Genomic DNA, 25,013 nt, shown 5'->3' on the forward strand with positions numbered 1-25,013 from the left:
GGAAAATAAAAAACAGGAATAAACTATCTGATATTTATATTAACATACCAATTTCCAATATATAAAACCAACGATCTATAATTTGATAAAAATAACATGGATTTTAATTATATCACCTCATTATATTCCAATTTATATTTATCAATTTCTATATATTCCACTTGATAACTGTCTAAATAATAAATGGAGCAGACCAGATTTTATTAATCTAACCATATCATCAGAAGTGTCCAAATTTAGATGGGACATACCAATTATAAATTATAAAATAAATATGACGCGGTCATGTATAATATTTATATATTGAAACTTGGTATATTTTAATTTAAACAATATTAATTTATTAATAAATTATTTATTAATATTATTACCAATATATATATATATATCAAAGTATTTAAAGTTAGTATGAATAATTATAAAAAATTTGAAATAGATTTTATTAATGCCTGGAATTCACATAATATTTTTGAATTACTAAAATATTATGATGATGATATGTTATATATACATCCAGGAGAAGAACCAAAAATTATAAGGAAAAAAGGTGATTTCGAAGTTTATTTAAAAAAATTTTTTGAGACATTTCCTGATTATACTTTTACATTAATAAACGTTGCATGGAATAATAATGTAGGATTTGGCGAATGGCTCGGAAAAGCCACTTTTAACGGTTTAAGATACAACTTAAAAATTAGTAATAAACCTTTTGAGATTTACGGTGTGGATGTTTTGGTTTTAAATAAATCGCACACATGTATAAAGGAAGAACATGTTTATTTTGATGTTTTATCTGTACTTAAAGCAGTTGGAATAAATATATTTAAGTGAAAAATGAATAAAAAAATAGTATTTACATCATTGCCTGGATTTACAGCAGCGTTAGAAGCAACAATGATTCTACTTGCTATACCTGAAATATCAAAGGAATTCAGCATATCATATTCAGAATCGACATTATTAATAATAATATTTGTAATAACAGAAACATTGCTTGTTATTCCTTTTTCATTAATAGCAGATAAAAAGGGAATAAAAAAGGTAATGATAACCGGTTCATTTATAATGCTAATAGCATCAATCTTGATTTTTATTTCAAATAATTTTATTGTAATGCTTTTATTAAGGGCAATTCAGGGCATTGGAGGATCAATGGTCATATTAACATCATTATCATATGCATCATTAATAAGCTCTGATATAAATAGAGGTAAATCAATAGGGTTAAACCATACAATAATAAGCTTAGGCTATGTTATAGGTCTTCCATTGGGCGGTTTAATGGCATCAATAAATTATAAGTACCTATTTTTATTTACAGCATTTTTATCATTATTATCAATTATATTAATAATAAATATAGATGAAATAAAAGGAAAATCAGAAATAGGAAAATCATCATTTTATATTACATTATTATTCTCCGGATTAATATTATCGATATATTATATTCCATTTATAATTATTGCAATAATAGGTTTAGTATTATCATTTAGAATTAAATTAAGCAAAGAATTTTCATTATCATCATTTTCAGGATTTTTACATTCTATAACAAGAAATATGCTTGCAGCATACTTTGTATTTTTATTGTATTCATTGAAATACAGTCCTTTAATTGTCGGTTTATTGGTTTTAATATATCCATTATTCTTTACATTTACATCATTTATTTCAGGAAAATTGCATGATAAATACGGATTAAAAATAGCATCCCTTGGATTTTTATCAATGAGTGTGTTTTCATTGTTATTATTCTTTAATTTTCTATTTCCTGAAGTATTTTTAGGTTCATCTACAGGAGTTGCAACAACATCAAATACAGCATATACAATGAATTCATTAAATAAAAATGATAGGATAACAGGTTCAGGAATAAGGTCATTGCAGGGAATAGTAACAAATGCAATCGGTCTTGGAATAGCCTCAAAATTACTGTTAAATTTGAATTATGTTATATTAATAATAATTATTTTCAATTTAACAGCATTATCAATTACATTGATTCTATATAAAAATAAACTAAAATTATAGTGTGTTGCATAATTCATTTCAATTTAATAATTATTCCATAATAAATTTAAAACTTAAAAGGAAAACCCCCTATATAGTGAAATATAGGGGTGATTTGCTTTGACTCCACAAATCAATAATAAAATAAATAGAAGTATAAAAAGGTACTGGATTGGATCAAACAGGAGATGGGAAAAGTATAATGAATCACTTGCAGATAGAATAGAATACCTTGCAGATCTATCATTCATAAGGGATTATGATTCTCTATTGGAGGAAAATAATAATGGTAAAATAGGACATCCATACAAATTTTGCAATAAAGAAAAGGGTAAAACCTGATATGCATAGTGTAAAAAACAAGGAACTGGCTCCACAGAAGAGAAATGTATACATAAATGGCAAATGGGAAAATGTTGAGGTTTACCAGCGGAATTCATTGCCAGTAAAGAAGGAGATAAAAGGGCCATCTGTAATTGAAGAAGATGGGTCAAGCACCTTTGTTCCGCCTGGATGGACAATATTCCGCGGAGAAAATGATGAATTGAGGGCGGTGAGATTATGACTGATTGGGAAATAGTTGGAAAGGCTACACAGTTTATAGCGCTAGATTAAGATCTATATTCAATGTTCCATTCAGGTCACTTGAAGGCATGTTAAGGTCCTTAGCAATTATAGCTAATATAAAATCAATATCATATAGTGAAATATTCAGGAGGATAAGGAGAATTAAGCCAGATCTGAATAGCAATATTAACAGTAAGCTGGATTGCATTATAGATTCTACTGGCTCTAAGATAACAATAAGGGGAGACTATTTAAGGCATAAATGGCATAGGAAAAGGAATGGATGGCTCAAATTACATGTAATAATATCATTAAAAGATGTTACTGTATTATCATTCACAATTACAGATGAGCATACACATGATTCTAAAGCTGCTAGAAAACTATTGAGTAAAATGAAAAATAATATTCTAAGAATATTTGGAGATAGGGGATATGATTCAAAGTATATTTACAATATGTTCGGATATAATGCAATAATACCTCCCAGGAAAAATGCTTCTACCAAATCCAGAGGTTCATCCACAAGGGCCAGGATTGTAAGATATATTAAAAAGAATTCTATGGAACAGTTGAAAGAGAACAATAGCTATGGCAAAAGGTGGCTCGTGGAAATATATTTTTCAGGATTAAAAAGAGTAATGACAGAGATAATTAAAGCTAAGAAAATAGAGTATATTATACAGGAATTAGCTCTTAAGGTAGTCAATTACAATATTATGAGGGGGATGACACATGCCTATTAATTATGCAACACACTACATTTTATGAATAACATTTATGTTTCATTTATTTCTCGAACTTACTGTGTAACCAGTAGCTTTATTTATCCATATTTCCATAGCATATTACAGATCTTGCAATTTATCCGGATAGGAAAGTTTTGTAATTTTGATAAATTCCACACCCTGCTTTATATATAACATAATTATTACAATAATATGAAAATACTGTCGTGGAATGTAAACGGAATCAGGGCTGCGGTTAAGAATGGAATAATAAAAACTCTTGAAATCATTAAATCTTATTATAGCTTCTTCCTTATTATCACATTTAAACATCTTATTCGCATCTATTGTTATTTCATCAATATCTTTCTCCCTTACATTGGATTTTAATCCCCTTGCATAGTGTATTGTACACAATTGGAATTCTGATCGGGGATATATTTCCATTACTTCCTCATCTAAATTCTTTATTCCATCTGCTACAATTAACAATGGCTCCTTTAATCCTCTATTATACAGATCTTCAAGTACTTCCTTGTATGCATTATGTGATTCTTTAACTGTTAAATAGAACCCTAATACTTCATACTCTCCTGTTTCTTTTATTCCTAATGCAAATATAACAGGCTCTTTATCTACATTTCCCCTTCTTAAATAGAAGAATAATCCATCTAAGAATACTGCTATATACCTTTTGTCCAATGGCCTGTTAATAAATTTATAAACCTCTTCTATGGTTAAATCTGTTATTCTGGATATAGTAGATTTAGAATATTTATTCCCTAAAATATCCTCCATTATACCTGCTATTCTCCTTGTAGATATTCCATTGGAATACATTGATACTATAAGATCTTCCATTCCTATTGATCTGTTATATGGTTCTATTACCTGTGTATGGAAATTGCTATCCCTGTCTCTGGGAACATTTAATTGTTTTATTTCACCATACTTTGTCTTTAAATCTCTTTTATATTTTCCATTCTTTATTCCTGGATTTTCCTCTAGATATGCATTTAATTCTGTTTCCATTAATTTCTCTATTTTCTCTTTTATTGCTTCCTTTAATATTCTATCTATATCTACATTCTCAAGAGCCGATATGTTTATATCTGTATTTTCCATATTTTGTTACCTCTCTGCTCAAAAGAGGTATCCTTTCCTGTTATTTAATGATTAAATTCATTGATAACAGGGGGGTTTATATTTACACAAAATTACATACACAACCAAGGATTCCCCTGTAATTAAATTTGAATATACCGTAAGAACTGATAAAGCTTTAAAATTATATAATTTAGAATTTAAATAAAGAGCAGATCCTTCCATATCCAAATTATCTATGCCTAATTTATTTAATTTATCTATGAATTCATTTGTCCTTACTTTCTGCGAATCGGTAGTAAAAGCATCTGTAATATAATGTTCATAATCTTTAAGATTCAAATCAAATTTTTTTAATAAATCATAATCAGCAGATAATGATATAGATAAATTGTCCTTAATTTCTTCGTTGAATAATCCGCCATTATTATGCGAATATGATATTGGCATTACATATGAACCGGGTTTAATATTCTTATTTATGGATGCTGTCGAACCGAATCTTATAATATTTTTTGCCCCTAATTTATAAAGCTCTAAAGTATCCAGTGCAAGCGAAGTATTTCCTATTCCGCTCCATGATAATGTTAGTCTTTTATTTTCATAAAAACCTGTATATGTATAATATCCCATAAAATCATTAACAAGCTTTATATCGCTTAATTTATTTTTAACCATATTAAAACGATCTACATTTGCTACTACTAATGCATTTCCTGCAATATCTCCTTTTTTAGATTTAAAAACCATATTTTACTATTAAATATTAATATTTAGATAGTGTAAGTAATTGTCTGTAAATTATAAATGGCCTTGCACAATTTAGATTGGGGTGAAAAAAGTGCAAGACCAATTAAAAGAAGTAAAAGAAAAGATAAAAAGTTATGGATTGAACAGGGAGAATATGAGAGATTTAAAGAAATGGATTCTTAATGATCTCATGAATGAGGAAGCAGAGGAACAGATCAATGCATCCAGGTATGAGAGAAATAGCAATAGAAAGGATTACAGGAATGGGTATAAGCAGAGATCATTGTTAACAACAGATGGAAAGGTTATATTAGATAAGCCACAGTTCAGGGAAACATCTTTCCATACAGCTGTATTTGACAATTATTCCAGAGTAGAAAAATCAGTAGAATCCATAATACTGGAATCATACCTGAGCGGTGTATCTACAAGAAGCGTTAATAAGGTAATAAAATCCTTAGGCATAGAAGTATCACCATCCTATGTGTCATCATTATCCTCAAGGCTTGATAAAACAGTAAATGAATTCCTTGAAAGGAAGATTGATGGAGAATATAAATTCATATATATAGATGGAACATACCTTAAAATAAGAAATAATGGGAGGTACAGGAATAAGGCAATATACATCTGTGTAGGGATTAACAGTGATGGATATCGTGAAGTTCTTGGAGCAAGAATATATGACTCTGAAACTGAAATAGAGTGGGAACTATTCTTTGATGATCTTAAGGATAGGGGATTGAATGGTGTTGAGATGGTAATATCAGATGGCAATAAGGGTATTAGGGAAGCAGTTAAACAGTCATTCCCTGGATCATCTTGGCAATACTGCCATGTCCATTTTATGAGGAACTTAAGGAAATCAACGGGAAAACAGCAATGGAAGTTTCTATCATTGCTTATAAAACAGGCACTGGATAATCCTGATATACTCCCTTTACTGCAGGATAAGCTTTTTGATAGAGGATTAGATAAATGTTCTACTATGTTCGATAAATACTATGATTCATTATACAACTACAGATCATTCAATACAAATATACAGGGATTAAGGAGATTAAGAGTATCCAATACTATAGAACGTTTAAATGCAGAAATAAAAAGAAGGACTAAGAAAATAGGTGCATTTCCATCTGATGATTCTGCAATGAGATTGGCAGGCTCAATAATGATAGACATAAATGAGGAGTATGTAACAGGAAGAAAATATATAAATATGGAGGAAATCAACAGTCAGTAAGGCTATTTACAATTTACAGAAAATAATGTACATTATCAATATTTAAATTATAAGCTATAAATTTTACATAAAAATAAATTAAAAATATGCCCTATATAGATTATAGCAGGAAATCTGATAGCATAGAGGACATAATTAAAAATGAGTGCCCTGTATACTCCGGGGATATTATCAGGCGCAGGTTAGCTCTCAGTATTTACTCCACTGATTCCGGGAAATCAATGGAGAATAGTATTAATTCGTTAATGGAGAGTTATTATGAAAATACATATACTGGCAAATGAACATGCAGGTTCTGGAAATGCCTTAAAGATTATGGAAGAAATAAAATCCATATTAAATCGGTATGAACTGACTTCCTCTTTCACGGAAAAAGATCCTGCAAATTTTATCCAGTTCATGGACGAAAATCCAGATATAAAATATCTTATTGCTATCGATGGTGATGGCACTGTAAATTACGCAATACAGGCACTTGCGGGAAAGGATACCATACTCATTCCCGTTCCAGCAGGTACCGGATCAGACCTGACAAGGACAATAGGCCGTGTTACTGTAAAAGAAATCCCTGAGATTATTTCTGGTGGGAGATTCAGAAAAGTTGATCTCGGCCTTGTGCACATAAACGGGAAATCCCGGTATTTTATGAATATCATGGAAACAGGCCTTGGTGGGAATGTAATGGTGAGGGTAAATTCCACTGAGCATCGAACAGGATCCACATTCGTGAAGGCTATCCTTTACTATATTTTAACGATGAAAAGTATTGGGGCTGACATAAAAATCGGGGATGAAATTATACATGAGCAGATAATAGATATTATCATAGCAAATGGGCAGTATTTTGGCAAGGGCATGCATGCATCCCCCGATTCTAAAATTGATGATGGATTCCTGGATCTGCATCTGATAAAATACATGCCAAGGTCACGAATTTTATTTAAACTCCCATCTCTCCGTTCAGGCGCCTACATCTCTGACAAATATGTAATTAACAAAAAAATAAAAGAAGCAAGCGTGAATTGCAAAAGCATTGTTGAAATAGATGGAGAAATAATAATTGCTGATTCCTTCTCCGTGGAAGTTCTACCGGGTATAATAAATATTTTTGAGTTGCCCGGAGAGGATAATAGTGCCATAAATAAAATTTAAATAGAAAATGAGACTGATAACTATACGTATAATTCCAAAAAAAGGTGATGGTTGAAATGTATGATATAAAAGATAAAGTATGTATAGTAACAGGGTCAGGAAGGGGAATAGGAAAAGCTATTGCGATTAAACTTGCACAGGCAGGCGGGAAGATTGTGGTTAACGTTAGAACCCATGAGGATGAAGGCATGCAGACGCTGGAGGAGGTAAATAAGGCATCGTCCGGAATTCTTTCAATGGCGGATGTTTCAACAGAAGAAGGCAGGAAAAAATTATTCAGGGATGCTATAGAAAAACTTGGAAAACCTGACATACTTATCAACAACGCAGGAGTTGGTATTCTCGAGCCATTCGAAAACATAGATGAAAAACACATGCAATTGATGTTTAACACTAACCTCTATTCTCCAGTATGGCTTTCCAGAGAGTTCGTTAGCAAGTACGACAATGGCGTTATTATAAATATGGCCTCACTGGCAGGCATATCCCCTTTCCCCGGGCTATCTGTATATGGAATGACCAAGGCAGCGCTTATTAGCATGACTAAATATCTTTCCCTGGAAGCTGCCGGCCACCATATCCGTGTAAATGCTGTTGCACCGGGAGTAGTTAAAACCAGGATGGGCGACAGCCTCCTGAAAATTATGAATCTAGACGAGAAAAATTTTTCTAAGAAATTTACGCTTACGGGCAAACTCATAGACCCTGATGAAGTTGCAGATACGGTTCTTTATTTGATCAGGAACGAATCTATGACTGGCCAGGTTATAACAATAGACTCTGGCGGAGAACAGATGGCAACGGATTATTTCAGATAAAGGGTTAATGTACCCATAATAATATTAATATACAGATACATAATATTTTTTTATGTGGGAATTTATAAACGTAAAGCCGGAAAAAATCTATAATAATAACAACAATTCAGAAAGAGGCGATTTATATGTGGTTTTTTAGGTCGCCGCAGATAATATTTGGTGATGAATCATTAGGATTTCTGGAATCATTGTCAATAAAAAGAGCTGTTATAGTTTCAGATAAAAATATCAGAAAAGCAGGCATTGTAGACCTAGTAATAAAGAACCTGCATGGAACAGAATTATTAATAATTGATGATATCCCGGAAGAGCCGGAATACAGAGCTATTGCAAAACACCTGGATGAGATAAATCAATTCAAACCGGATTATTTTATATCTGTAGGAGGCGGTTCTGTTATAGATAGTTCAAAAATATTATTCTTTAAGTATGAACGCCCGGATCTCGAATTTTATGATGTTACACCACTTGTTAAACTGAATTTGAGGCAGAAAAGCAAATTAATTTCGATTCCCACAACCAGTGGCACCGGTTCGGAATGTACCTGGGCTGCAGTAATTTCAGATGAAATGGAAAATAGGAAAGATGAGCTGGCATCACCGGAAATAATGCCTGACTATGCAATACTTGACCCGCAGATGGTTAAATCACTGCCAAAAACCCAGACAATAAATACTGCAACCGATGCTATCACACACGCCATAGAAGGTTACACAAGCAGATGGAACAATCCATATTCCGATGCCATGGCTGAGAAGGCCATTGAACTAATTATTCCGTCAATAGTTAAACTGGTGAAAGATCCGGAGAATCTGGAGTTGAGAAATAATGTTCATATAGGGGCATCTATGGCAGGATTATCATTTTCAAATTCCCAGATAGGGCTAGCGCATGCTCTGGGCCATTCTCTAGGTGCAATGTTTCATGTGGCGCATGGAAAATCTGTTGGCATATTTCTTCCAGGAGTAATTAAATTTAATTATGCGGCAGCCGGGGAGAAGTATCAGAGGCTTAACCTCTTAATTCCTGAAATGTATAGAGGGAAAACACTGTACGAATCCATAGTTATTATACTCAAAGCTCTGGGGCAAACTATCAGGATATCTGAAACAGGGATAGACGAAAAAGCATTCCGGAATAATCTCGATAAGCTTGTGAGCCTGGCATCGGAATCCACGGGAATTGTAACAAATCCAGCGGATGCCAGCAGGGATGACATAACGCGGCTGTTTCTGGATTCGTGGTAATCCGAACTGCTCCAGCGAGTTAATTATTTTCTGTTTCGCTGGCAAAAGTCACTGTACATATAGCTTTATACTAAAATCTTTAAAGCATTAAAATTTGTTAGCAAAATGATAATTTTCGATTGCCCGTAGAATTTTAAAGCACAACCTCCTGTGCCTTCAGTTCATAGTATTAAATTCACTTGCATTTTCTTATTTTAATAAACCAGTTTATAATAAAAAAAGACGAGTATTAAAGGTTAGGATTCATTTATAATAGGGGAAAATTAGAGCACCATATCCTCGATCTTTGTGCTTCTGTACCTTCCAGTGTATGTATTATTAATCTTCTTGCCTCCATAAAGTGTTGTGGTGTTTTTATGGTCATATCTTGCTGCCACGATTCTTCCTATTGAGTCCCCCTTCATAATTCCTCCACCGGTAGAACCGGAAACCACAATTAAATTGATCTCGTTGAATATATATGGCATGAAATCTATGGTGTTGTATGAATAGTATCCTGCCCATGATGCGGTGATCCTTGAGTCTTCAGATGCCGGGAAATAATTGTCCAGTATTGGCTTTATGTTGTATGTATAAAAATCCGGTTCAGGTTCTGGATTTTCAGTAAATGAAAAATCTCTGTTAAGTTCATCTGCAAGACTTGTCCAGAATGAATTAGCCTGGGGATAGGGCCTCATGTATACGCCAGTAGGGAATATTGTAAATGGAAATACACCGGAATCGTTAAAAATATTTTTGCCGATAAGTTTCTGTATTCCCGGTGAGGTTATCTGGAATATCTGCCGCTTTTTAGGCCTGAGATGTGAATCTATTCCTACAGGATTCAGTAATGCGGTTGTCCAGACATCTGTGCATAACACATAAAAATCAGATTCCAGAATTCCCTTATCGGTCTCAGCATATTTTATTTCCGATTTCTGCCAGTTAAATGGCTCTCCTGGATAATTTAAAGACGTGTCAGGGGCAAGAACAAGTTTTTTTACAAATGTATTGAACATGAAATTAACACCCATTTCCAGAAGCCTGTCGTAGTACCATTTTGATAGGAGGTCTGGTTCTATAATGCCTGCATTTTCGTCTATGACAGCAGATTTAATTGAGTCTATACCCATGACTTCCCTTGTGTCCTTATCTATATTTAAATTAAAAATTTCCGAAAGGTCTTCGTCTACAAAACGTGAATGAGGATATTTTGATATAAAATCCCTGGCTTTTTCATGGTCGAATAGGAATAGGTAGCCGGTAAATTTCATCCCCAGGTCGACATCCATATCGTTCTGTAAATGCTTATAGAAATTTATGGCAGTCTGTGCCATAACCTGATTTTCCCTCAAAGTAAAGAAATCCCTGAATGCAGCTGCACTTTTTGCTGTATTTCCCTGTGAAAAAGTCTTAAACTTGTCCACCACAAGAATTTTAAGTGACGAATCCTTTTTCTTGAGATGGTAAGCAGAGCTCAACCCTGTTATTCCCGCACCTATAACAACTACATCATACTTCATATCATTGGAAAATTCACAACTTTATATAAATCTATGTTTAGAGAATATAATGGAATGATATTTTTTGTGTGCTTTGCCGGATTACCCTGCACAATTTTATTATTTGGCCTGGTGAGGGGCAATATTATATAGTTTCAATAATTCACCTGAATTGATAAATCCCAATTTTAATAGCCCATCTTTTAGTTTTTCCTGGTATGGCGCATATATAACAATATTTTCGGTCTGCGATTTATATATATTGGCTATAGAGGATATTATATCATAAATAGACCCTTCGTAACCATCTTTATAATGCAGGCATCCTATAGCGCATGACTTAATATTTAATGAAAGCACCTTTACAGAGCCTAGTATCTCACCGTTTTTGCGTTTAATGAAAATATTATTATGCCTATCTTCTTTTCCGGTGCTTCCCGTATCTCTTTCTACGCCATCTGCAACTGTTGTGCCCTCATATTCCCTGATTTTAAGCCTCATTGCCAGTAAACCAGAATATTCAACACTAAACCTGGATTGTATTATATCCAGGTTCTTTTTATCTATGTACAGAACCTGGTTGCTTTTAATTTCAATATTTCCTATAACTGCCTTAAGAGATTTACTGTTTCCATAGAACCACATTTCATCGTGTACAGGGTCAACTGAAAGGATCCCTTTTATTACTCCGTTGTCATATATTATCTTTGAGTAATCTGGATAATCTTCCAGCAATGAAACGAGCCGTGTATTTTTGTAAGGGTCTTTCATCATGAATTCTGTTGCCATGTATGTATTTTCAGTTTTGAACGGAACGATATTTTCCATGTTTGATAATGTATTATTTATAAATTAATATGCCGTATTAAACTGGTAGCAGATACAAAATGAACCAACGTGATTATACAATTTAGTAATAAATAGTTTAGTAATAATATTTATATAATGTATTGCAATTTTAAACTGATGCAGGAAAAATGGATTGCACTCAGCAACACAACTATAGGACAATTAATGGCCACAATAAACACCAGCATAATTATAGTAGCACTTCCATCAATTTTTGTCGGCATTCATTTAAATCCTATGCAGGCCAGTTCATTTCCCTATCTTTTATGGCTTATCATGAGCTATATGATAGTTCTCTCTGTACTTCTCGTCAGTATTGGAAAACTTTCCGATATATTTGGACGGGTAAAAATATTCAATCTTGGTTTTTTAATTTTTACCATAGGTTCTATATTGCTTTATATAGCACCGGGAACAGGATACACCGTGGCTCTGGAACTTATAATATTCAGGATTGTCCAGGCTGTGGGTGGGGCATTCATAATGGCCAACACATTTGCCATAATCACAGATAACTTTTCACCTAAAGAACGTGGTTTTGCAATTTCCATAAACAGTGTGGCTGCAGTTTCCGGAGTGAGCATTGGTGTGGTCCTGGGAGGAATCCTGTCAACCATATACTGGAGGGACATTTTTCTTATAAGTATACCAATAGGCGTATTCGGTACTTTATGGTCATTCCTTAAACTGAAGGACGTCCGGGAAAGGGCTGCAAGGCATATAGACATCCCGGGCAATATACTCTTTGCTGTAGGCCTTATCATATTGCTCCTCGGGGTAACATATGGCATAACACCATATAGGAATAATCCCATGGGATGGACCAACCCGCTTGTGATATCAGCCCTTGCAATTGGGGCGATAATGCTGGTTCTGTTCCCATTTGTAGAAAACAGGGTAAAAGGTCCCATGTTTGATATGCGGTTATTCAAATCAAGAAATTTTAGCATAAGCATATTTACAGCATTTGTTTCAGCGATGACCATGATGGGCTTAATGTATATGCTCACGCTCATATTTCAGGGAATCTGGCTCCCGATACGTGGATACAGGTATGCAGTAACACCTCTATGGGCAGGCATATATATGCTGCCACTGCCAATATTTATGGGCATATTAGGAGTTCTTTCCAGTAAACTTGCAGAACGGTTCGATGCGAGGTGGCTCACTACAATAGGGCTTTTCATATCTGGCTTTGCCCTCCTTGCACTGGTTACATTAACGTATAACTTTTCCTATGTTTTCCTCGCCATTGTAATAAGTATTTTCGGAATCGGGTATGGCATATTTAACGTTCCCAATTTAACCGTAGCTATGTCATCTGTCCCGGCAGATGAAAGGGGTGCTACATCAGGAATACTCAATACTATGAGAAATACCGGATACGCGGCAAGCATAGGGGCATTTTTCTCAATATTGTTGCTGGGGCTTTCCTTAACATATCCAGGTTCAATCACACATGGATTGACAGCTGAAAATGCTGGTAGCCTCGTCCAGTATTTCAATAATATTCCACCTACAGAAATATTATTTTCCACATTTCTCGGGCTAAACACTGTGAAAGATGTTATCTCTACAATACCAACCAGCGTAGTTTCAGGTCTCCCTTCAGGGGTAATGGACACTATTTCCGGCAATATATGGTTCCCTGAAACTATAGCCACGGCTTTCATGACATCTATGCACGACGTATTCTACGTTGGTTTTGGAGCATCGATCATTGCAGGCATCGCATCGCTCTTCAGAACGCCTTCTGGTGATAATGGTGAAGCAAAAGTAGGGGGTAATAATGCTTCCCGGAACAACAGGTCAAAATAGAAAGTATATTTAAATGCCTTTAAATTAATCCACCATGATAAGGAAAGCCAATGTAGAAGACTGGGAATCCATAAGTTCCATTTCGGCAAGGGCAGGATATGATGATTACATTAACATGGAATTTGGTAGATCTTATCTGGATGGACGTGACGTTTACGTACATATTTCGCAGGAAATCGATGGTTTTATTAAACTGGAGCCACTTGCTGACAAATCATTATGGTTCAGTGGATTGAGAGTCGGGCCAGAATCACGCAGGAATCATGTGGGAACAAAACTTCTCAAATTCGCACTTGATCATGCTATAAACAATGGTTATAAGTCGCTCAGATGTATGGTAGAAACAAATAATATCCCATCTATCAGGCTTATGGAATCTTTCGGTTTATCTGTTGTTGATAAATATTTCTTTTTTTCCGGAGGGATAGATATATCTGGCTTTGAAAAATCATATTCTCATGTAGGAAATTATGCCAATAAGGAATGGAAGTTTGATAGTGTGCATGAGATTGTTTATTCTAAGGGAAATAGGCAAGTTTACCTTCATACTGGAAGAATGCTATACTATACCGTATTAAGTGGGGATGAATTCAAATATACTGATGAAGGATCAACCTGCGCCCCGGAAACAATTGCGCCTTTTATAAAATTGCAACCTGATTATGGATTTCAATCTGGATATATATTTGAAATGGAAACCTCGCATAGGCCAGATAACTTATAAATTCATTACATAGTAATTTCTATTAACAGCTTTGAATGCCGCTCCTAGATGCTATACTTATTATCGTAATTTCTCGGAGTTATCATGTATTTTCCATATACGTATGTACTTGAATTGCCAATTACTACCAGGGTAAACATATTAATATCAGATTGCAGGAAGTCCCCAAGTGTGGATATTTCTACTTTCTGTTCTTTCCTGTAGGCATTTGTCACCAAACCCACAGGTGTGTCTTTATTTCTATATCCCAGCATTATTTCCCTTGCTTTCTTTATAAGTTCTGTTCTTTTTAAACTCACGGGGTTATAAATAGCAGTGACAAAATCACCGGCACCAGCAGCGTGTATTCTTTTAAGTATAACATCCTCAGGCGTCAATTTATTGCTAAGGCTTATGGAGCAGAAATCATTCATAAAAGGAACTCCCAGCAACGACCCTGCAGAACTTAATGCTGTAATGCCAGGAATTATCTGCAAATCAATTCTGTAATTATGTGATGCAATAATTTCAAAAACGATGCCTGCCATGCCATATATGGCTGAATCTCCGCTGGAAACAATAGATACAGTTTTTCCTGACATTACATATTTTATTGCATTATTTGCACGGCCTATTTCGTCCGTTACAGGGCCTGATTCTATTTCCTTATCGCTTACAAATTCTTCAATTAACTCTATATATTTGCTATATCCCATAATAATATCTGAGTTTTTCAGGCTTTCTATGGCGTCACCTGTAATTTCCCCATTGCTGCCTGGCCCGATACCAATTAAATATAACTTAGGCATAGACCTTCATAAATGAATTAATAATATTCTTTGCTATTTTTTATAAATAAATATACAACATCGGATAAATATATCTCCATATATAATGGAGCCTTGTAGATGGTTTTAAATTTTTATTGATCGTTCGCCTTTGAGGGTTTATCTGATATATTCTTATCAAAATCCTGATAAAAATCATAGTTTATAACTTCGTATTGCTCCTTCCTGGTCATCATTTGATCAATAATCTTTTCCTGGTTTCCATCTTTTTTGAGTGCATCAAGTGCTAAATCCATAGCCTTTGCAGCGATTCTAAACAATGTAACCGGGAAAATAACTATTCTGTACCCCATTTCCTGAAACTCTCCTGCTTTTATAAATGGCGTTTTTCCGAATTCGGTCATATTTGCCAGCAATGGAAAGTCTGTATTGTCTGCGAAATATTTGAATTCATCGCGGTCTGTCAGGGCTTCGGGAAATATTATGTCCGCGCCCTCTTTTATGTATGTTTTAGCCCTGGACAAGGCATCCTCCATGCCCGTTACAGCCCTTGCATCCGTCCTTGCAATTATCAAAGCATTCTTTCTTGCTGCATTTGCTGCCCTGATTTTTTCAACCATGTTATCCCTGGATATAACCTCCTTTCCATTGAGGTGGCCGCATCTTTTTGGTGACACCTGGTCTTCAATCTGTATAGCAGATGCCCCTGCTTCTTCCAGAAGCTTAACAGTCCTGTATACGCTCAGGGTTTCCCCAAAGCCGGTATCAGCATCAACTATGATAGGTATGTCTGTAATTTCGTGTATTCCCCTTACCATATTTGTAAGCTCTGTCAATGTTATTACACCCAGGTCCGGAAGGCCCATGGATGCCGTTAATCCACCGCCCGACAGATATACAGCCTTGAAGCCTTTCCTCTCTGCCAGCATAGCAGAAAACGGATTATAAACACCTGGAACAGATAAAAATTTATTATCAAGAAGATTAGACAAGTTCTGACACCTCCCTGTCTTCCATTGTCCACATATCCTTTAAGGAATCTGTAATTCCTGTAAGCCTGACAAATTTTGATTCGATTTCCCTGTCATCCATAGGATTCTTATAATGCCCTCTGGGTATTTCTATCTCGCTTTCTACCTTCTTTCCATTGCACTTTGCCTCCAATCTTATGGGCAGTTTATCCGGGTACTGTTCCGTGAATTCTTTCAATTCCGTTACGTGGATTTTTCCCATCAGTTCAGAAATCTGCTTGTTTCTTATATCATTATAATTATTTACCCAGAAATCCTTATTGACAAGAGTAGAAGCTATGATGAATGGGAGGCTATGGTCTGCGGTTTCCTTGTTTTCCGGATGCCATTTCTCCTTATCAGCCAGTATAGAAACTGCTGCCTCATAGGTATAAACTTCTATTGAATCGGTATGGTTTAAATCCATGTCATTAACAAGTTTCAATGAAGCTTCAACTGCAGCCATGGCATGGTATTCAACAGGATATTTCTTAACGTATGTCCTCATAATTCCATTAACTTTGCTTCCCTCCAGTTTTGAGAAATCTATATCAGGGGCAACTATATTTTTGAACCCCATTTTGCCTGACAGTGGCTCAGTTGGCGATGTAAACCCATACAATGTTGCCAGGGTACCGAAAACTGAATTTCTGGCGCTATTTGCTGCTGCGCCTGCCTTCCACATTGTGAGGTCCCCAACCCTTGGCTGCCTTAATGCCACATGTGGAACAAGCGCTATCGATATTGCATTTATTGTCTGGCTCTCATCAAATTCCAGCAACCTGGAAAGTGCTGCTGCCATGGCTATTTCTGTAAAATTAACATGGTCGTAACCTTTTGCCCTGAGGGAGGTGGAGTCGCATAGCCTTGTGCCGATTTCATAGCCGACTGCTGCTGCTGTGATCAGGTCTTTACCTGTTTTATTGAAAATGGAAGAGAGGGTTACCAGTGGGCCAAACATATCGCTTGGATGCAGTGGCTCAAGTGAAAGATATGTGTCATTAAAATCCATGTATCTTATAAATAATGAATTTAGGAATGCAGAATAATCAGGAGATGATGTTCCCATGCCTATAATCTTTGCATTTCCAGGGTATAATCCTATCATTTTCTTAATTTTTAATGCCGGCGGAGAATCAATAGATGAATAGGCAACACCAAGAGCATCTATGAATCTTCGTTTTACTTCATGCTTTACGTCTTCTCCTAAACTTTTATAGGATACCCCCGTAATAAATTCAGCCAGTTTATTTTCAATAGCCATAATAAATAATAACATCAAATAATATATTGTTTGTTATTGAGAAATTGATAATGAGATTAATTGCATACACAAAACTTTAATAAAGGAGATTAAATTAATAGATTAAATTGGCCAGCAAGAATAATAAAAAAAATAACAAAAGTACAAAGAAAATCAATACTAAAAAAGAAAACTACACAGGATTTATTAAAAGCAGGAATTTTATATGGACAGTTATAGGTACCGTTATTATAGTGGTTATTGTACTGGTTGCCATTTTTAATCCCTTCTTTGAACCACCGGCAAGCATACACCCTGACACTTATTATAAAGTTTCTGGAGGAGACCTTCTATCAAATGGACAATCAGCTGTATTCTTTTTATCATGGATTGGATGCCCTATAGGTGCAACAGATTCCTGGGCTATTTATTCTGCAATTAATTCCACCAGTGACATATACAGCCACGTTAAATTGCATACTGCAGACCCCACAGATGTATACTCTAATGGCACTACAGGCCAACCAGGGCTCTTATTCAAGGGAAATTTTACATTTACAACATCCGGTCATAAATTCACATTCTATCCTTTATATATGTATAATGAAAACATGACAGGTACAGTGACAAATAGTAAATTGAATACATCACAGCTTATCCCTTACGGCCTTAATCTGATAAACGAAACATATCCTGCCAGGGTTGCAGCCATGTTCTATAAGTATTCTAATTATACTGAATATGACCATCACCTGACCACTACGGTTTTAATAACAGGGCCACATGGCTCATATATATTGAATTCTTACATGTATACACCTGTTTCAGGTGGTTTGCTTGGAAGTGGAACTCCCTCCAGTGGAAGCTGGCAACCAAATACTCCAGAACATGTAATGTCTCATTTATCTGAATCAAAAAGCATAACAGATGCAGCCGGGACATTCAGTGGATATCTTTCCAAGGTACAATGAAATCCACAACATGTTCCTGGGACATTAGATTATAAAGATATCTGCTACTATCAAAGTTGAATTTGAAAATGGATGAAGTTAGATGCTTATACATAATTTTGATTTTTAACTGCAATATGCAATAGAGTCCCGATAAAAAGATAAATCTATATAAATAAAAAAAAATAAATGGAATTAATTTTTTATGAGTTTCCAGTCACTTTTTGCTGCAACTTTGCCCTTCTTTTTCTGTACATAATTGTATGCGGAAAGTGCTGCGATAGCTCCCTGCCCGGCAGAGATTACAGCCTGTTTATATGGCGTATCCGTAACATCGCCACATGCAAACACTCCATCCGTAGAAGTTTTGCAATATTTATCGACGACTACCTCATTGTTCTCATTCAGATCTACCAGGTTCCTGACAAATTCAGATTTAGCAATATACCCTTTCTCCGCAAATACACCTGATAATTTTACCGTTTTATTTTCGCCACTGGATTTGTTCTGGAAAGTAACGGATTCAACAGATTCCGAACCATTAATCGATGCAGGCACACTATCAAAGTATATTTCTTTATTTTCTATGCTATTAACGGTCTGGAGAAGTTCATCATCTCCCACCAGCTTTTTAGCATTGGTAATATAATAAACCTTTCCTGCAACCGATGAAAGGTACACAAGAGCTTCAAGTGCATGGCTCCCATTCCCGACTACCGCTACCTCCTTACCTTTAAAAAGTGGGCCATCACAGATTGCACAGTATGAGATGCCATGCCCTTTTAATCTGGATTCGCCTTCTACATCAAGGTCTCTTGGAGTTTTTCCGAATGCAAGTATTAAGGACATGGATGAGTATTCTTTGCCTGCTGTTTTCAGGAAAAATTTATCGCCTTCCTTTGAAATCTTTAAAACTTCATCGTACACGAATTCTGTTCCATAATGCTCTGCCTGTTCCTTGAACTTATTTGCCAGTTCAAATCCACCGATCATATCAAAGCCAGGGTAGTTCTGAATATCTGTTGTCAGCAAAGCCTGCCCGCCTATATCCTTTGTTATTACAAGTGTTTTCATGCCCTGCCTTGCAGCGTAAATTGCTGCAGATAGGCCGGCAGAAGCACCGCCCACTATTATGGTATCATAGGAATCCATGATATCACATTCATGCCAGGCTTTTAATTTTCTGTGCCAGAACTTCCTTAGGTACAACACCTATTGACATATCAACAGCTTTTCCGTTTTTAAAGAACAGTATTGTAGGTATGCTTTCTATTCTGTAATTTCTTGATGTAACTGGATTTTCATCCACATTTACCTTTCCGAAGTTAGCAACATTTGCATATTCCTTTGAAAGTTCGTCAACTACAGGAGAGAGGTATCTGCACGGAGCACACCATGCTGCCCACATATCTATGACTGATAACTTCGATGAACTTACGAATGACTGGAAATTTCCATCATTCAACTCTACAGGTCCGCTGGTTCCTGAACTTTTGCCAAATACATTATTGTTTTCCGTTTTAATTACCCTACCAATAGCACAGCTAATTTGATAGCTATGTTATTGTTACTATATTATAAAGAAATATTTAACTGTATTGTATTATATTGTATAAACAATACAATACCGTTATATAGAAATTTGTTATACAGTGCATATGGGTTCATTTAACCAGATACTGGACGAAAATGCAACATGCAGGGACATGTTTGAATATTTCTTTGACCTATCGCCAGCGGATGTAGCTGTCCTCTATTCCCTTGATAATGAAACAGGGGCAACACTTGATGACGTTGCAGTGAAGGTACACAAAGACCGGACAACGGTATTCCGCTCCCTTCAGAGGCTTGTTGGAACAGGAATTGTAACGAAAAAGAAAAGTATCCTTGAAAAGGGAGGATATTATTATTCGTACTCCCGGATTAGCAAAGCAAAAATAGTAGAGCTTATCAATAACCGCGAAGGGGAATTCCATTCTGTACTTCAATGCCTCCTCAAAGATATGGAAAGTGAATTTAAAAAATAAGATGCCAATCAAAAATATTAATATTGATTAGCAATTATTATAGTAATGATCAAAATACAGGAAGAAAAAATAGACCATGAAACACTGGTAAATGAAGTTAAAAATGATAAGGCTGGCGCCATCGTCACATTTTATGGAACAGTTAGGTCAATAGATGAAACTTCTGATGATATTATAGCACTGGTATATGAAGCATATGAAGAGATGGCAATTAAAAAAATAGAAGAAATAATAAAAGACGCACAGAAAAAGTATCCGGTAATCAATGTGGCTGTGATTCAGAGAATAGGGCGCGTAAATGTTGGTGAGGACTCCATAGGCATAGCTGTTTCCTCTGAACACAGGGATAGCGCATTCCATGCCTGTGAATTTATAATAGACAAAATAAAAATTTTGCCGCCAATATGGAAAAAGGAGATTTACTCCTCAGGCGAAGTCTGGAGGTCAGAGGCATAGCCTTTTTTAAAATATTTTGATTTTCCTGTATAAACTGCTATGACTGTAAAGGCTGCAACTATTATGAACAGGATAATAGTGTTGAATTTTAATCCAACAAGAACAAGAATGGCTCCACCTGTTAAACCGCTTACGGCTTCTGTAATCTTATTAAACATGTAATTCCAGCCATTGCCCACGCCCCTTAATGATGTGGGAATAAAACCATTGAGTACGGCATTGTAAGCCATGGGGCCTGAATAATTCATAAAGATAATAATTATTGAAAATGGAATAACAAGGTATACAGGCAGAATGCCAGCGAATGTTATGAAAAGTGCAAATATTGCTATTGCAGCTATTATTGAGGGAATAACCGATGCACGGTAAATGCCTAAATGTTTAGCCATTACTGGCGAAATTATTGCGCCGGCAAAACCAAAACTGTATATTATAGCATCAGCCCCCAGTATCTGATAAAATGTAAACAGCTTTAAGGTTTCCAGCATGTATGTAATATAAAATGCGAATCCCCAGCCTATAAATCCAACTATGCCATTCAGGGAAAAGGCAAAAACCAGTTCCCTGTTAAGGCCATTGCGGAATAATGAAATAATATTTTTCAAGGTTACATGGTTTTTCTGGCCGGATTGGTTTATATTTATATCCTCTCCATAAACGTGCTTTATTACATCTTGGGTTTCTTTGTATTTTCCATTTCCATAAAGCCAGATAGGGGTTTCAGTCATTCTTGACCTTAATAAGAGTATTATGGCTGCAAAAATACCACCTATAACAAATATATAACGCCAGACCGAATCATTATGTGTTATGTGATATAGGAGAAATACAGAGGCAATGGCTATTAACGCAACAACTGAAAAACTGTATGCCCATAATGAGTAATAATGGTTTCTCTGTTTCCTGCTTATATATTCATAAATATATGAAAATCCGGTTGCAACATCACTTCCAATAGAAAAGCCCATAATGAGCCTGAATAATGTAAATTCAAATATATTAGTAGAAATGGCGATTAAAAATGCGAATATAATGAATACTGCCATATTATACATTAAAAGCCTTTTCCGGCCAAATTTATCGGTAAGGTATCCACCAAGAATGGCCCCGGCAATGGCACCTATGTTCGCTGCGGCTACCGAGATGCCAAGCATGGCACCGGCTGGATGGAGATCTGCCTTAAAAAAATCGAGGACAAAGCCAAATGATGTTAAATCCCAGACATCGAGAAATACGCTGGCGGAAGCTATAAATACCATATATGCACCCTTTATATTATTGTGCTTATATACAAAATCAGCAACGGTATTCGATTCCATTGTACTGGTTAAGCATCATGAAAATATAAATATTTGCGAATAAGCCCCGGAAATAAGAAAGTATTATTAGTTAGCAGGCTTTACATTTATCATGCAAATATCAGGTAAAAGTGCTATCCAGGAATTGATAGATAAACTTGGCAAAGATATTATTTTAACGACCAAGGAAGAATTAATACCTTATATGAAGGATGCTTCATATATTAAGGGAAAAATGCCACTGGCTGTTTGCCTTCCAGAAAATGCAGACCAGATTTCCAGCATACTCAAAATATGCAATAAATTTAAAATCAATGTTACTGCAAGAAGCGGCGGCACTTCACTCACCGGTTCATCGGTAGAAAGCTTTGACGGAATAATTATAAGCACCATGAATTTAAACAGGCTCCTTGAACTGGATTTATCCTCAAGGTATGTGGTATGTGAACCGGGAGTGAGGATAGATATATTGAATGCGGAGCTTAAAAAGCATAATTTTTTTTACCCGCCTGACCCTGCCAGTTCAAGGGCATCAACAATAGGTGGCTCATTGTCCACCAATGCAGGAGGATTGCGGGCAGTAAGGTATGGAGCCACAAAGGAATGGGTGCTTGGCATGGAAGTAGTTCTGCCAACAGGGGAAATTATAAGGACCGGCGAATACACATTGAAACGTAGTGCAGGCTATGACCTTACTGCATTGATGATAGGAAGCGAAGGAACACTGGGGATAATAACAAAAGCAATATTAAAAATTGAGCCATTGCCTGAAACCACTGCAAAAATTATGGGGTTTTACCGTGACATATTATCTGTCGGGAAATCCATGGATACAATAAAAAGCCAGGGAATTACACCCATAATAGCGGAATTCATGGACCTTCCAACAATAAATTCAATCAAAAAAGCTATGGGAATTGAGGTACCTGCATACACACAGTACCTTCTGATGGTTGATATTGACAGCGCTCCTGAGGCTTTAGAAAGAAAACTTGCTTCGGCAAAAGATATAATGGGCAAATTTTCAGAGGATGTAATAGTGATAAGGGACCAGAAAAGGATGGATGAGATATACGCAGCAAGAAAAGGCGCATATTCTGCCCTTCTGGAACAGAGGGATAACAGCAACCAGCTAATTGTTATAGGGGACGTAATTGTACCATCAAGCCAGCTGGCAGATGCACTCGGTCAAATAGAGGGCTATGCCAGAACTGATGGGTTAAAAACCACCCTTTTCGGGCATATAGGGGATGGAAACATTCACGCGAATATATTTATGGACAATACAGAAGAGGGCAGAAAAAAGATGGCAAAACTCCAGATGGATATAGCCAGGGTAGCTATAAGGCATAGGGGATCGGTTTCTGCTGAGCATGGAATCGGAACAGAAAAAAATGAGCTGCTTTACGAGGAGTATAAGGAACGAAATTCCCTATACACGCTTGAAGTAATGAGATTAATAAAGAAAGCATTTGACCCGAACAATATACTGAACAGAGGTAAGATATTTTATGAACCTGATTAAGCAGATAGAGGAAATTACAGATAAATGCATAAGTTGTGGATTCTGTGAAAGTGTGTGCCCTACACTTGAGCCGGATGGGTATAATTCTGTATTCGGCGCCAGGGGCAGGGTAATTCTGGCTGATTTTGCATTAAAAGAAAGTTCGGAAGGGCTTGAACTGGGCAATTCTTTCTATTCCTGCCTTGATTGCTATGCCTGCGTTAACGTATGCCCTGCCGGGGTAAATGCAGGGGTTGTAAGTGAACTTATGAGGGAGCTTGTAGCTTCCGGAAATAGGGGTACAAAGAATCCTGTGGCTGAAATGATAAAAACCAGCATAATGGAATACGGAAACCCTCTTGGGTTGAAGGAGGAATCAGCCGAATGGGCTGATGGCATTAAATTTGATGATAGCAGCACAATGCTGATTACAGGGCAAATGTACCAGATGATGCCATATACAAGAAAAATCAATAAAGTTAGGAAATATATTGACGAGAATTTAACAATAAACATAGCATCAGCAATGATAAGGCATATATCACTGATTAAATTTTCACGGCATTTCTATAATAAGCAATTCAGGGATAAGATGAATGGTGATTTAAAAAATATCGTTTCCATGCTTCAGAAATCCGGTGTGAAGTTTAATTACCTGGGTGCTGAAGAGCCGTATCCTGGTATGTTCCTGCATGAACTGGGATATGCAAAGGAATTCAAGGAGTATGCGGAAACTGTATATAACTTGCTTAAAGAAAAGGGTGTGAAGAGAATTATTGCTATAGACCCTCATACCTATGATATTTTCAAGAATGTTTACCCCGAAGTTGTGAAAGGCTTTAAAATTCCAGTAGTTTATTACACAGACCTCCTCGATCTTGAATACAGAAAATTTAATGGCAATATAACAGTTCAGGAACCCTGCCATATTGTATTGCATAATAATAATTTTAAAGCGATGGACATATTAAATTCCGTGGCAGAAATAAAACTTCCTGAGAGGAGCGGAAAATCAACAATGTGCTGCGGCGGGCCAGACGAATTGCTTTTCCCTGATACAGCAAAAAAAGTTTCTATGAAAAGGTATAAAGATCTCAAAGCAAAATCTGATAATGTAATTACAATATGTCCATTATGTTACAATAATCTGGCATATGATGAAAATGTTATGGATTTTTCCGAATTTATGGGTAAACTTATGGTAAAAAAATAATATTTTTCACTTTATTTATTCAAATTTTGTATATTAAATTACTGCCCCTCA

Annotated in this window: 25 protein-coding genes and 2 pseudogenes; 17 read left to right on the plus strand and 10 right to left on the minus strand. The window is 35.7% G+C overall.

What is annotated here, in order from left to right:
• Positions 1–408 precede the first annotated feature (408 nt).
• The 5 genes and pseudogenes from FACI_RS00930 to FACI_RS00950 all read left to right on the plus strand — a co-directional run.
• Entirely contained in the window at positions 409–831 is a 423-nt protein-coding gene (locus tag FACI_RS00930) for a nuclear transport factor 2 family protein (protein WP_009886208.1), read from the plus strand.
• 3 nt (positions 832–834) lie between these two features.
• Entirely contained in the window at positions 835–2,034 is a 1,200-nt protein-coding gene (locus tag FACI_RS00935; RefSeq protein ID WP_009886209.1) for an MFS transporter, read from the plus strand.
• A 99-nt stretch (positions 2,035–2,133) separates the two neighbouring features.
• Positions 2,134–2,355, plus strand: coding sequence for a hypothetical protein (locus tag FACI_RS00940; protein WP_048074018.1), 222 nt, complete (start codon positions 2,134–2,136; stop codon positions 2,353–2,355).
• A gap of 1 nt (position 2,356) precedes the next feature.
• Positions 2,357–2,578: a hypothetical protein gene (locus FACI_RS00945; protein WP_019841329.1), complete on the plus strand. Its 222-nt coding sequence runs from the start codon at positions 2,357–2,359 to the stop codon at positions 2,576–2,578.
• A gap of 31 nt (positions 2,579–2,609) precedes the next feature.
• Positions 2,610–3,326, plus strand: a pseudogene (locus tag FACI_RS00950) (IS5 family transposase); the annotation flags it as partial.
• A 216-nt stretch (positions 3,327–3,542) separates the two neighbouring features.
• On the opposite strand, the pseudogene FACI_RS00955 reads toward FACI_RS00950, so the two are convergent.
• Together FACI_RS00955 and FACI_RS00960 are read right to left on the minus strand one after the other, a co-directional pair.
• Positions 3,543–4,433 (minus strand): annotated as a pseudogene (locus FACI_RS00955) (IS256 family transposase); the annotation flags it as partial.
• Positions 4,434–4,490: 57 nt separating this feature from the next.
• Entirely contained in the window at positions 4,491–5,162 is a 672-nt protein-coding gene (locus tag FACI_RS00960) for a nucleoside phosphorylase (protein ID WP_009886215.1), read from the minus strand.
• A 91-nt stretch (positions 5,163–5,253) separates the two neighbouring features.
• Here FACI_RS00960 and FACI_RS00965 point away from each other — a divergent pair, with 91 nt between their 5' ends.
• The 5 genes from FACI_RS00965 to FACI_RS00985 all read left to right on the plus strand — a co-directional run bounded on the left by FACI_RS00965 (position 5,254) and on the right by FACI_RS00985 (position 9,622).
• Positions 5,254–6,405 carry an IS256-like element ISFac7 family transposase gene (locus FACI_RS00965; protein ID WP_081143164.1) on the plus strand — a complete coding sequence of 384 codons (1,152 nt, stop codon included), beginning with the start codon at positions 5,254–5,256 and terminating at the stop codon, positions 6,403–6,405.
• A gap of 86 nt (positions 6,406–6,491) precedes the next feature.
• A complete protein-coding gene (locus tag FACI_RS00970; protein WP_009886217.1) occupies positions 6,492–6,689 on the plus strand; it encodes a hypothetical protein in 198 nt (65 codons plus the stop codon).
• Positions 6,664–7,557: a diacylglycerol/lipid kinase family protein gene (locus FACI_RS00975; RefSeq protein ID WP_009886218.1), complete on the plus strand. Its 894-nt coding sequence runs from the start codon at positions 6,664–6,666 to the stop codon at positions 7,555–7,557. Before FACI_RS00970 ends, FACI_RS00975 begins: the two co-directional genes overlap by 26 nt.
• Before the next feature lie 56 nt (positions 7,558–7,613).
• Entirely contained in the window at positions 7,614–8,375 is a 762-nt protein-coding gene (locus FACI_RS00980; protein WP_048074111.1) for an SDR family oxidoreductase, read from the plus strand.
• A 125-nt stretch (positions 8,376–8,500) separates the two neighbouring features.
• Complete coding sequence (locus FACI_RS00985) at positions 8,501–9,622, plus strand: iron-containing alcohol dehydrogenase (RefSeq protein ID WP_009886220.1); 1,122 nt, start codon at positions 8,501–8,503, stop codon at positions 9,620–9,622.
• A 263-nt stretch (positions 9,623–9,885) separates the two neighbouring features.
• On the opposite strand, the gene FACI_RS00990 is transcribed toward FACI_RS00985, so the two are convergent.
• A complete protein-coding gene (locus tag FACI_RS00990; protein ID WP_009886221.1) occupies positions 9,886–11,124 on the minus strand; it encodes an NAD(P)/FAD-dependent oxidoreductase in 1,239 nt (412 codons plus the stop codon).
• 99 nt (positions 11,125–11,223) lie between these two features.
• Complete coding sequence (locus FACI_RS00995; RefSeq protein ID WP_009886222.1) at positions 11,224–11,931, minus strand: hypothetical protein; 708 nt, start codon at positions 11,929–11,931, stop codon at positions 11,224–11,226.
• Positions 11,932–12,069: 138 nt separating this feature from the next.
• On the opposite strand from FACI_RS00995, the gene FACI_RS01000 reads away from it, so the two are divergent.
• Positions 12,070–13,770, plus strand: a complete 1,701-nt coding sequence (locus FACI_RS01000; protein WP_009886223.1) for an MFS transporter — start codon at positions 12,070–12,072, stop codon at positions 13,768–13,770.
• 34 nt (positions 13,771–13,804) lie between these two features.
• Positions 13,805–14,494, plus strand: coding sequence for a GNAT family N-acetyltransferase (locus FACI_RS01005; protein WP_009886224.1), 690 nt, complete (start codon positions 13,805–13,807; stop codon positions 14,492–14,494).
• Positions 14,495–14,538: 44 nt separating this feature from the next.
• On the opposite strand, the gene cobJ is transcribed toward FACI_RS01005, so the two are convergent.
• The 3 genes from cobJ to FACI_RS01020 form a co-directional block, all read right to left on the minus strand.
• Complete coding sequence (gene cobJ, locus FACI_RS01010) at positions 14,539–15,282, minus strand: precorrin-3B C(17)-methyltransferase (protein ID WP_009886225.1); 744 nt, start codon at positions 15,280–15,282, stop codon at positions 14,539–14,541.
• Between the two features lie 113 nt (positions 15,283–15,395).
• Positions 15,396–16,253 carry a methylisocitrate lyase gene (prpB, locus tag FACI_RS01015; protein WP_009886226.1) on the minus strand — a complete coding sequence of 286 codons (858 nt, stop codon included), beginning with the start codon at positions 16,251–16,253 and terminating at the stop codon, positions 15,396–15,398.
• On the minus strand, positions 16,246–17,535 hold the full coding sequence (locus tag FACI_RS01020) for an MmgE/PrpD family protein (RefSeq protein WP_009886227.1): 1,290 nt from the start codon (positions 17,533–17,535) through the stop codon (positions 16,246–16,248). Before FACI_RS01020 ends, prpB begins: the two co-directional genes overlap by 8 nt.
• Before the next feature lie 107 nt (positions 17,536–17,642).
• Between FACI_RS01020 and FACI_RS01025 the strand changes: the two genes are divergently transcribed.
• Positions 17,643–18,485, plus strand: a complete 843-nt coding sequence (locus FACI_RS01025; protein ID WP_009886228.1) for a DUF929 family protein — start codon at positions 17,643–17,645, stop codon at positions 18,483–18,485.
• 174 nt (positions 18,486–18,659) lie between these two features.
• On the opposite strand, the gene FACI_RS01030 is transcribed toward FACI_RS01025, so the two are convergent.
• Together FACI_RS01030 and trxA are read right to left on the minus strand one after the other, a co-directional pair.
• The gene (locus tag FACI_RS01030; RefSeq protein WP_009886229.1) at positions 18,660–19,616 is read right to left on the minus strand and encodes an NAD(P)/FAD-dependent oxidoreductase; all 957 of its coding nucleotides are present in this window, start codon (positions 19,614–19,616) and stop codon (positions 18,660–18,662) included.
• Between the two features lie 10 nt (positions 19,617–19,626).
• Entirely contained in the window at positions 19,627–20,013 is a 387-nt protein-coding gene (trxA, locus tag FACI_RS01035; protein WP_369678030.1) for a thioredoxin, read from the minus strand.
• A gap of 109 nt (positions 20,014–20,122) precedes the next feature.
• On the opposite strand from trxA, the gene FACI_RS09720 reads away from it, so the two are divergent.
• Positions 20,123–20,491, plus strand: a complete 369-nt coding sequence (locus FACI_RS09720; protein ID WP_009886231.1) for a helix-turn-helix domain-containing protein — start codon at positions 20,123–20,125, stop codon at positions 20,489–20,491.
• Positions 20,492–20,536: 45 nt separating this feature from the next.
• A complete protein-coding gene (locus FACI_RS01045) occupies positions 20,537–20,947 on the plus strand; it encodes a molybdenum cofactor biosynthesis protein MoaE (RefSeq protein ID WP_009886232.1) in 411 nt (136 codons plus the stop codon).
• Here the strand turns inward: FACI_RS01045 and FACI_RS01050 are convergent.
• Positions 20,911–22,266 carry an MFS transporter gene (locus tag FACI_RS01050; RefSeq protein WP_009886233.1) on the minus strand — a complete coding sequence of 452 codons (1,356 nt, stop codon included), beginning with the start codon at positions 22,264–22,266 and terminating at the stop codon, positions 20,911–20,913. The genes FACI_RS01045 and FACI_RS01050 overlap by 37 nt on opposite strands.
• Positions 22,267–22,357: 91 nt before the next feature.
• Here FACI_RS01050 and FACI_RS01055 point away from each other — a divergent pair, with 91 nt between their 5' ends.
• The gene (locus FACI_RS01055; RefSeq protein WP_009886234.1) at positions 22,358–23,770 is read left to right on the plus strand and encodes an FAD-binding oxidoreductase; all 1,413 of its coding nucleotides are present in this window, start codon (positions 22,358–22,360) and stop codon (positions 23,768–23,770) included.
• Entirely contained in the window at positions 23,757–24,962 is a 1,206-nt protein-coding gene (locus tag FACI_RS01060) for a (Fe-S)-binding protein (protein ID WP_009886235.1), read from the plus strand. Before FACI_RS01055 ends, FACI_RS01060 begins: the two co-directional genes overlap by 14 nt.
• The last annotated feature ends 51 nt before the right edge of the window (positions 24,963–25,013 follow it).

The organism is Ferroplasma acidarmanus Fer1 (assembly GCF_000152265.2).
Taxonomy (GTDB): Archaea; Thermoplasmatota; Thermoplasmata; order Thermoplasmatales; family Thermoplasmataceae; genus Ferroplasma; species Ferroplasma acidiphilum.

Excerpts from the sequence above, each read along its gene's own strand:
- cobJ (WP_009886225.1), bottom strand. The coding sequence starts at position 15,282 with ATGCCTAAGTTATATTTAATTGGTATCGGGCCAGGCAGCAATGGGGAA.
- FACI_RS00980 (WP_048074111.1), top strand. The coding sequence starts at position 7,614 with ATGTATGATATAAAAGATAAAGTATGTATAGTAACAGGGTCAGGAAGG.
- FACI_RS01020 (WP_009886227.1), bottom strand. The coding sequence starts at position 17,535 with ATGGCTATTGAAAATAAACTGGCTGAATTTATTACGGGGGTATCCTAT.
- FACI_RS00975 (WP_009886218.1), top strand. The coding sequence starts at position 6,664 with ATGAAAATACATATACTGGCAAATGAACATGCAGGTTCTGGAAATGCC.
- FACI_RS00990 (WP_009886221.1), bottom strand. The coding sequence starts at position 11,124 with ATGAAGTATGATGTAGTTGTTATAGGTGCGGGAATAACAGGGTTGAGC.
- FACI_RS01005 (WP_009886224.1), top strand. The coding sequence starts at position 13,805 with ATGATAAGGAAAGCCAATGTAGAAGACTGGGAATCCATAAGTTCCATT.
- FACI_RS00970 (WP_009886217.1), top strand. The coding sequence starts at position 6,492 with ATGCCCTATATAGATTATAGCAGGAAATCTGATAGCATAGAGGACATA.
- FACI_RS01060 (WP_009886235.1), top strand. The coding sequence starts at position 23,757 with ATGAACCTGATTAAGCAGATAGAGGAAATTACAGATAAATGCATAAGT.
- FACI_RS01045 (WP_009886232.1), top strand. The coding sequence starts at position 20,537 with ATGATCAAAATACAGGAAGAAAAAATAGACCATGAAACACTGGTAAAT.
- FACI_RS00930 (WP_009886208.1), top strand. The coding sequence starts at position 409 with ATGAATAATTATAAAAAATTTGAAATAGATTTTATTAATGCCTGGAAT.
- FACI_RS09720 (WP_009886231.1), top strand. The coding sequence starts at position 20,123 with ATGGGTTCATTTAACCAGATACTGGACGAAAATGCAACATGCAGGGAC.
- FACI_RS01050 (WP_009886233.1), bottom strand. The coding sequence starts at position 22,266 with ATGGAATCGAATACCGTTGCTGATTTTGTATATAAGCACAATAATATA.
- FACI_RS00985 (WP_009886220.1), top strand. The coding sequence starts at position 8,501 with ATGTGGTTTTTTAGGTCGCCGCAGATAATATTTGGTGATGAATCATTA.
- FACI_RS00960 (WP_009886215.1), bottom strand. The coding sequence starts at position 5,162 with ATGGTTTTTAAATCTAAAAAAGGAGATATTGCAGGAAATGCATTAGTA.
- FACI_RS00945 (WP_019841329.1), top strand. The coding sequence starts at position 2,357 with ATGCATAGTGTAAAAAACAAGGAACTGGCTCCACAGAAGAGAAATGTA.
- FACI_RS00995 (WP_009886222.1), bottom strand. The coding sequence starts at position 11,931 with ATGGAAAATATCGTTCCGTTCAAAACTGAAAATACATACATGGCAACA.
- FACI_RS01000 (WP_009886223.1), top strand. The coding sequence starts at position 12,070 with ATGCAGGAAAAATGGATTGCACTCAGCAACACAACTATAGGACAATTA.
- FACI_RS01030 (WP_009886229.1), bottom strand. The coding sequence starts at position 19,616 with ATGGATTCCTATGATACCATAATAGTGGGCGGTGCTTCTGCCGGCCTA.
- FACI_RS00935 (WP_009886209.1), top strand. The coding sequence starts at position 835 with ATGAATAAAAAAATAGTATTTACATCATTGCCTGGATTTACAGCAGCG.
- FACI_RS01055 (WP_009886234.1), top strand. The coding sequence starts at position 22,358 with ATGCAAATATCAGGTAAAAGTGCTATCCAGGAATTGATAGATAAACTT.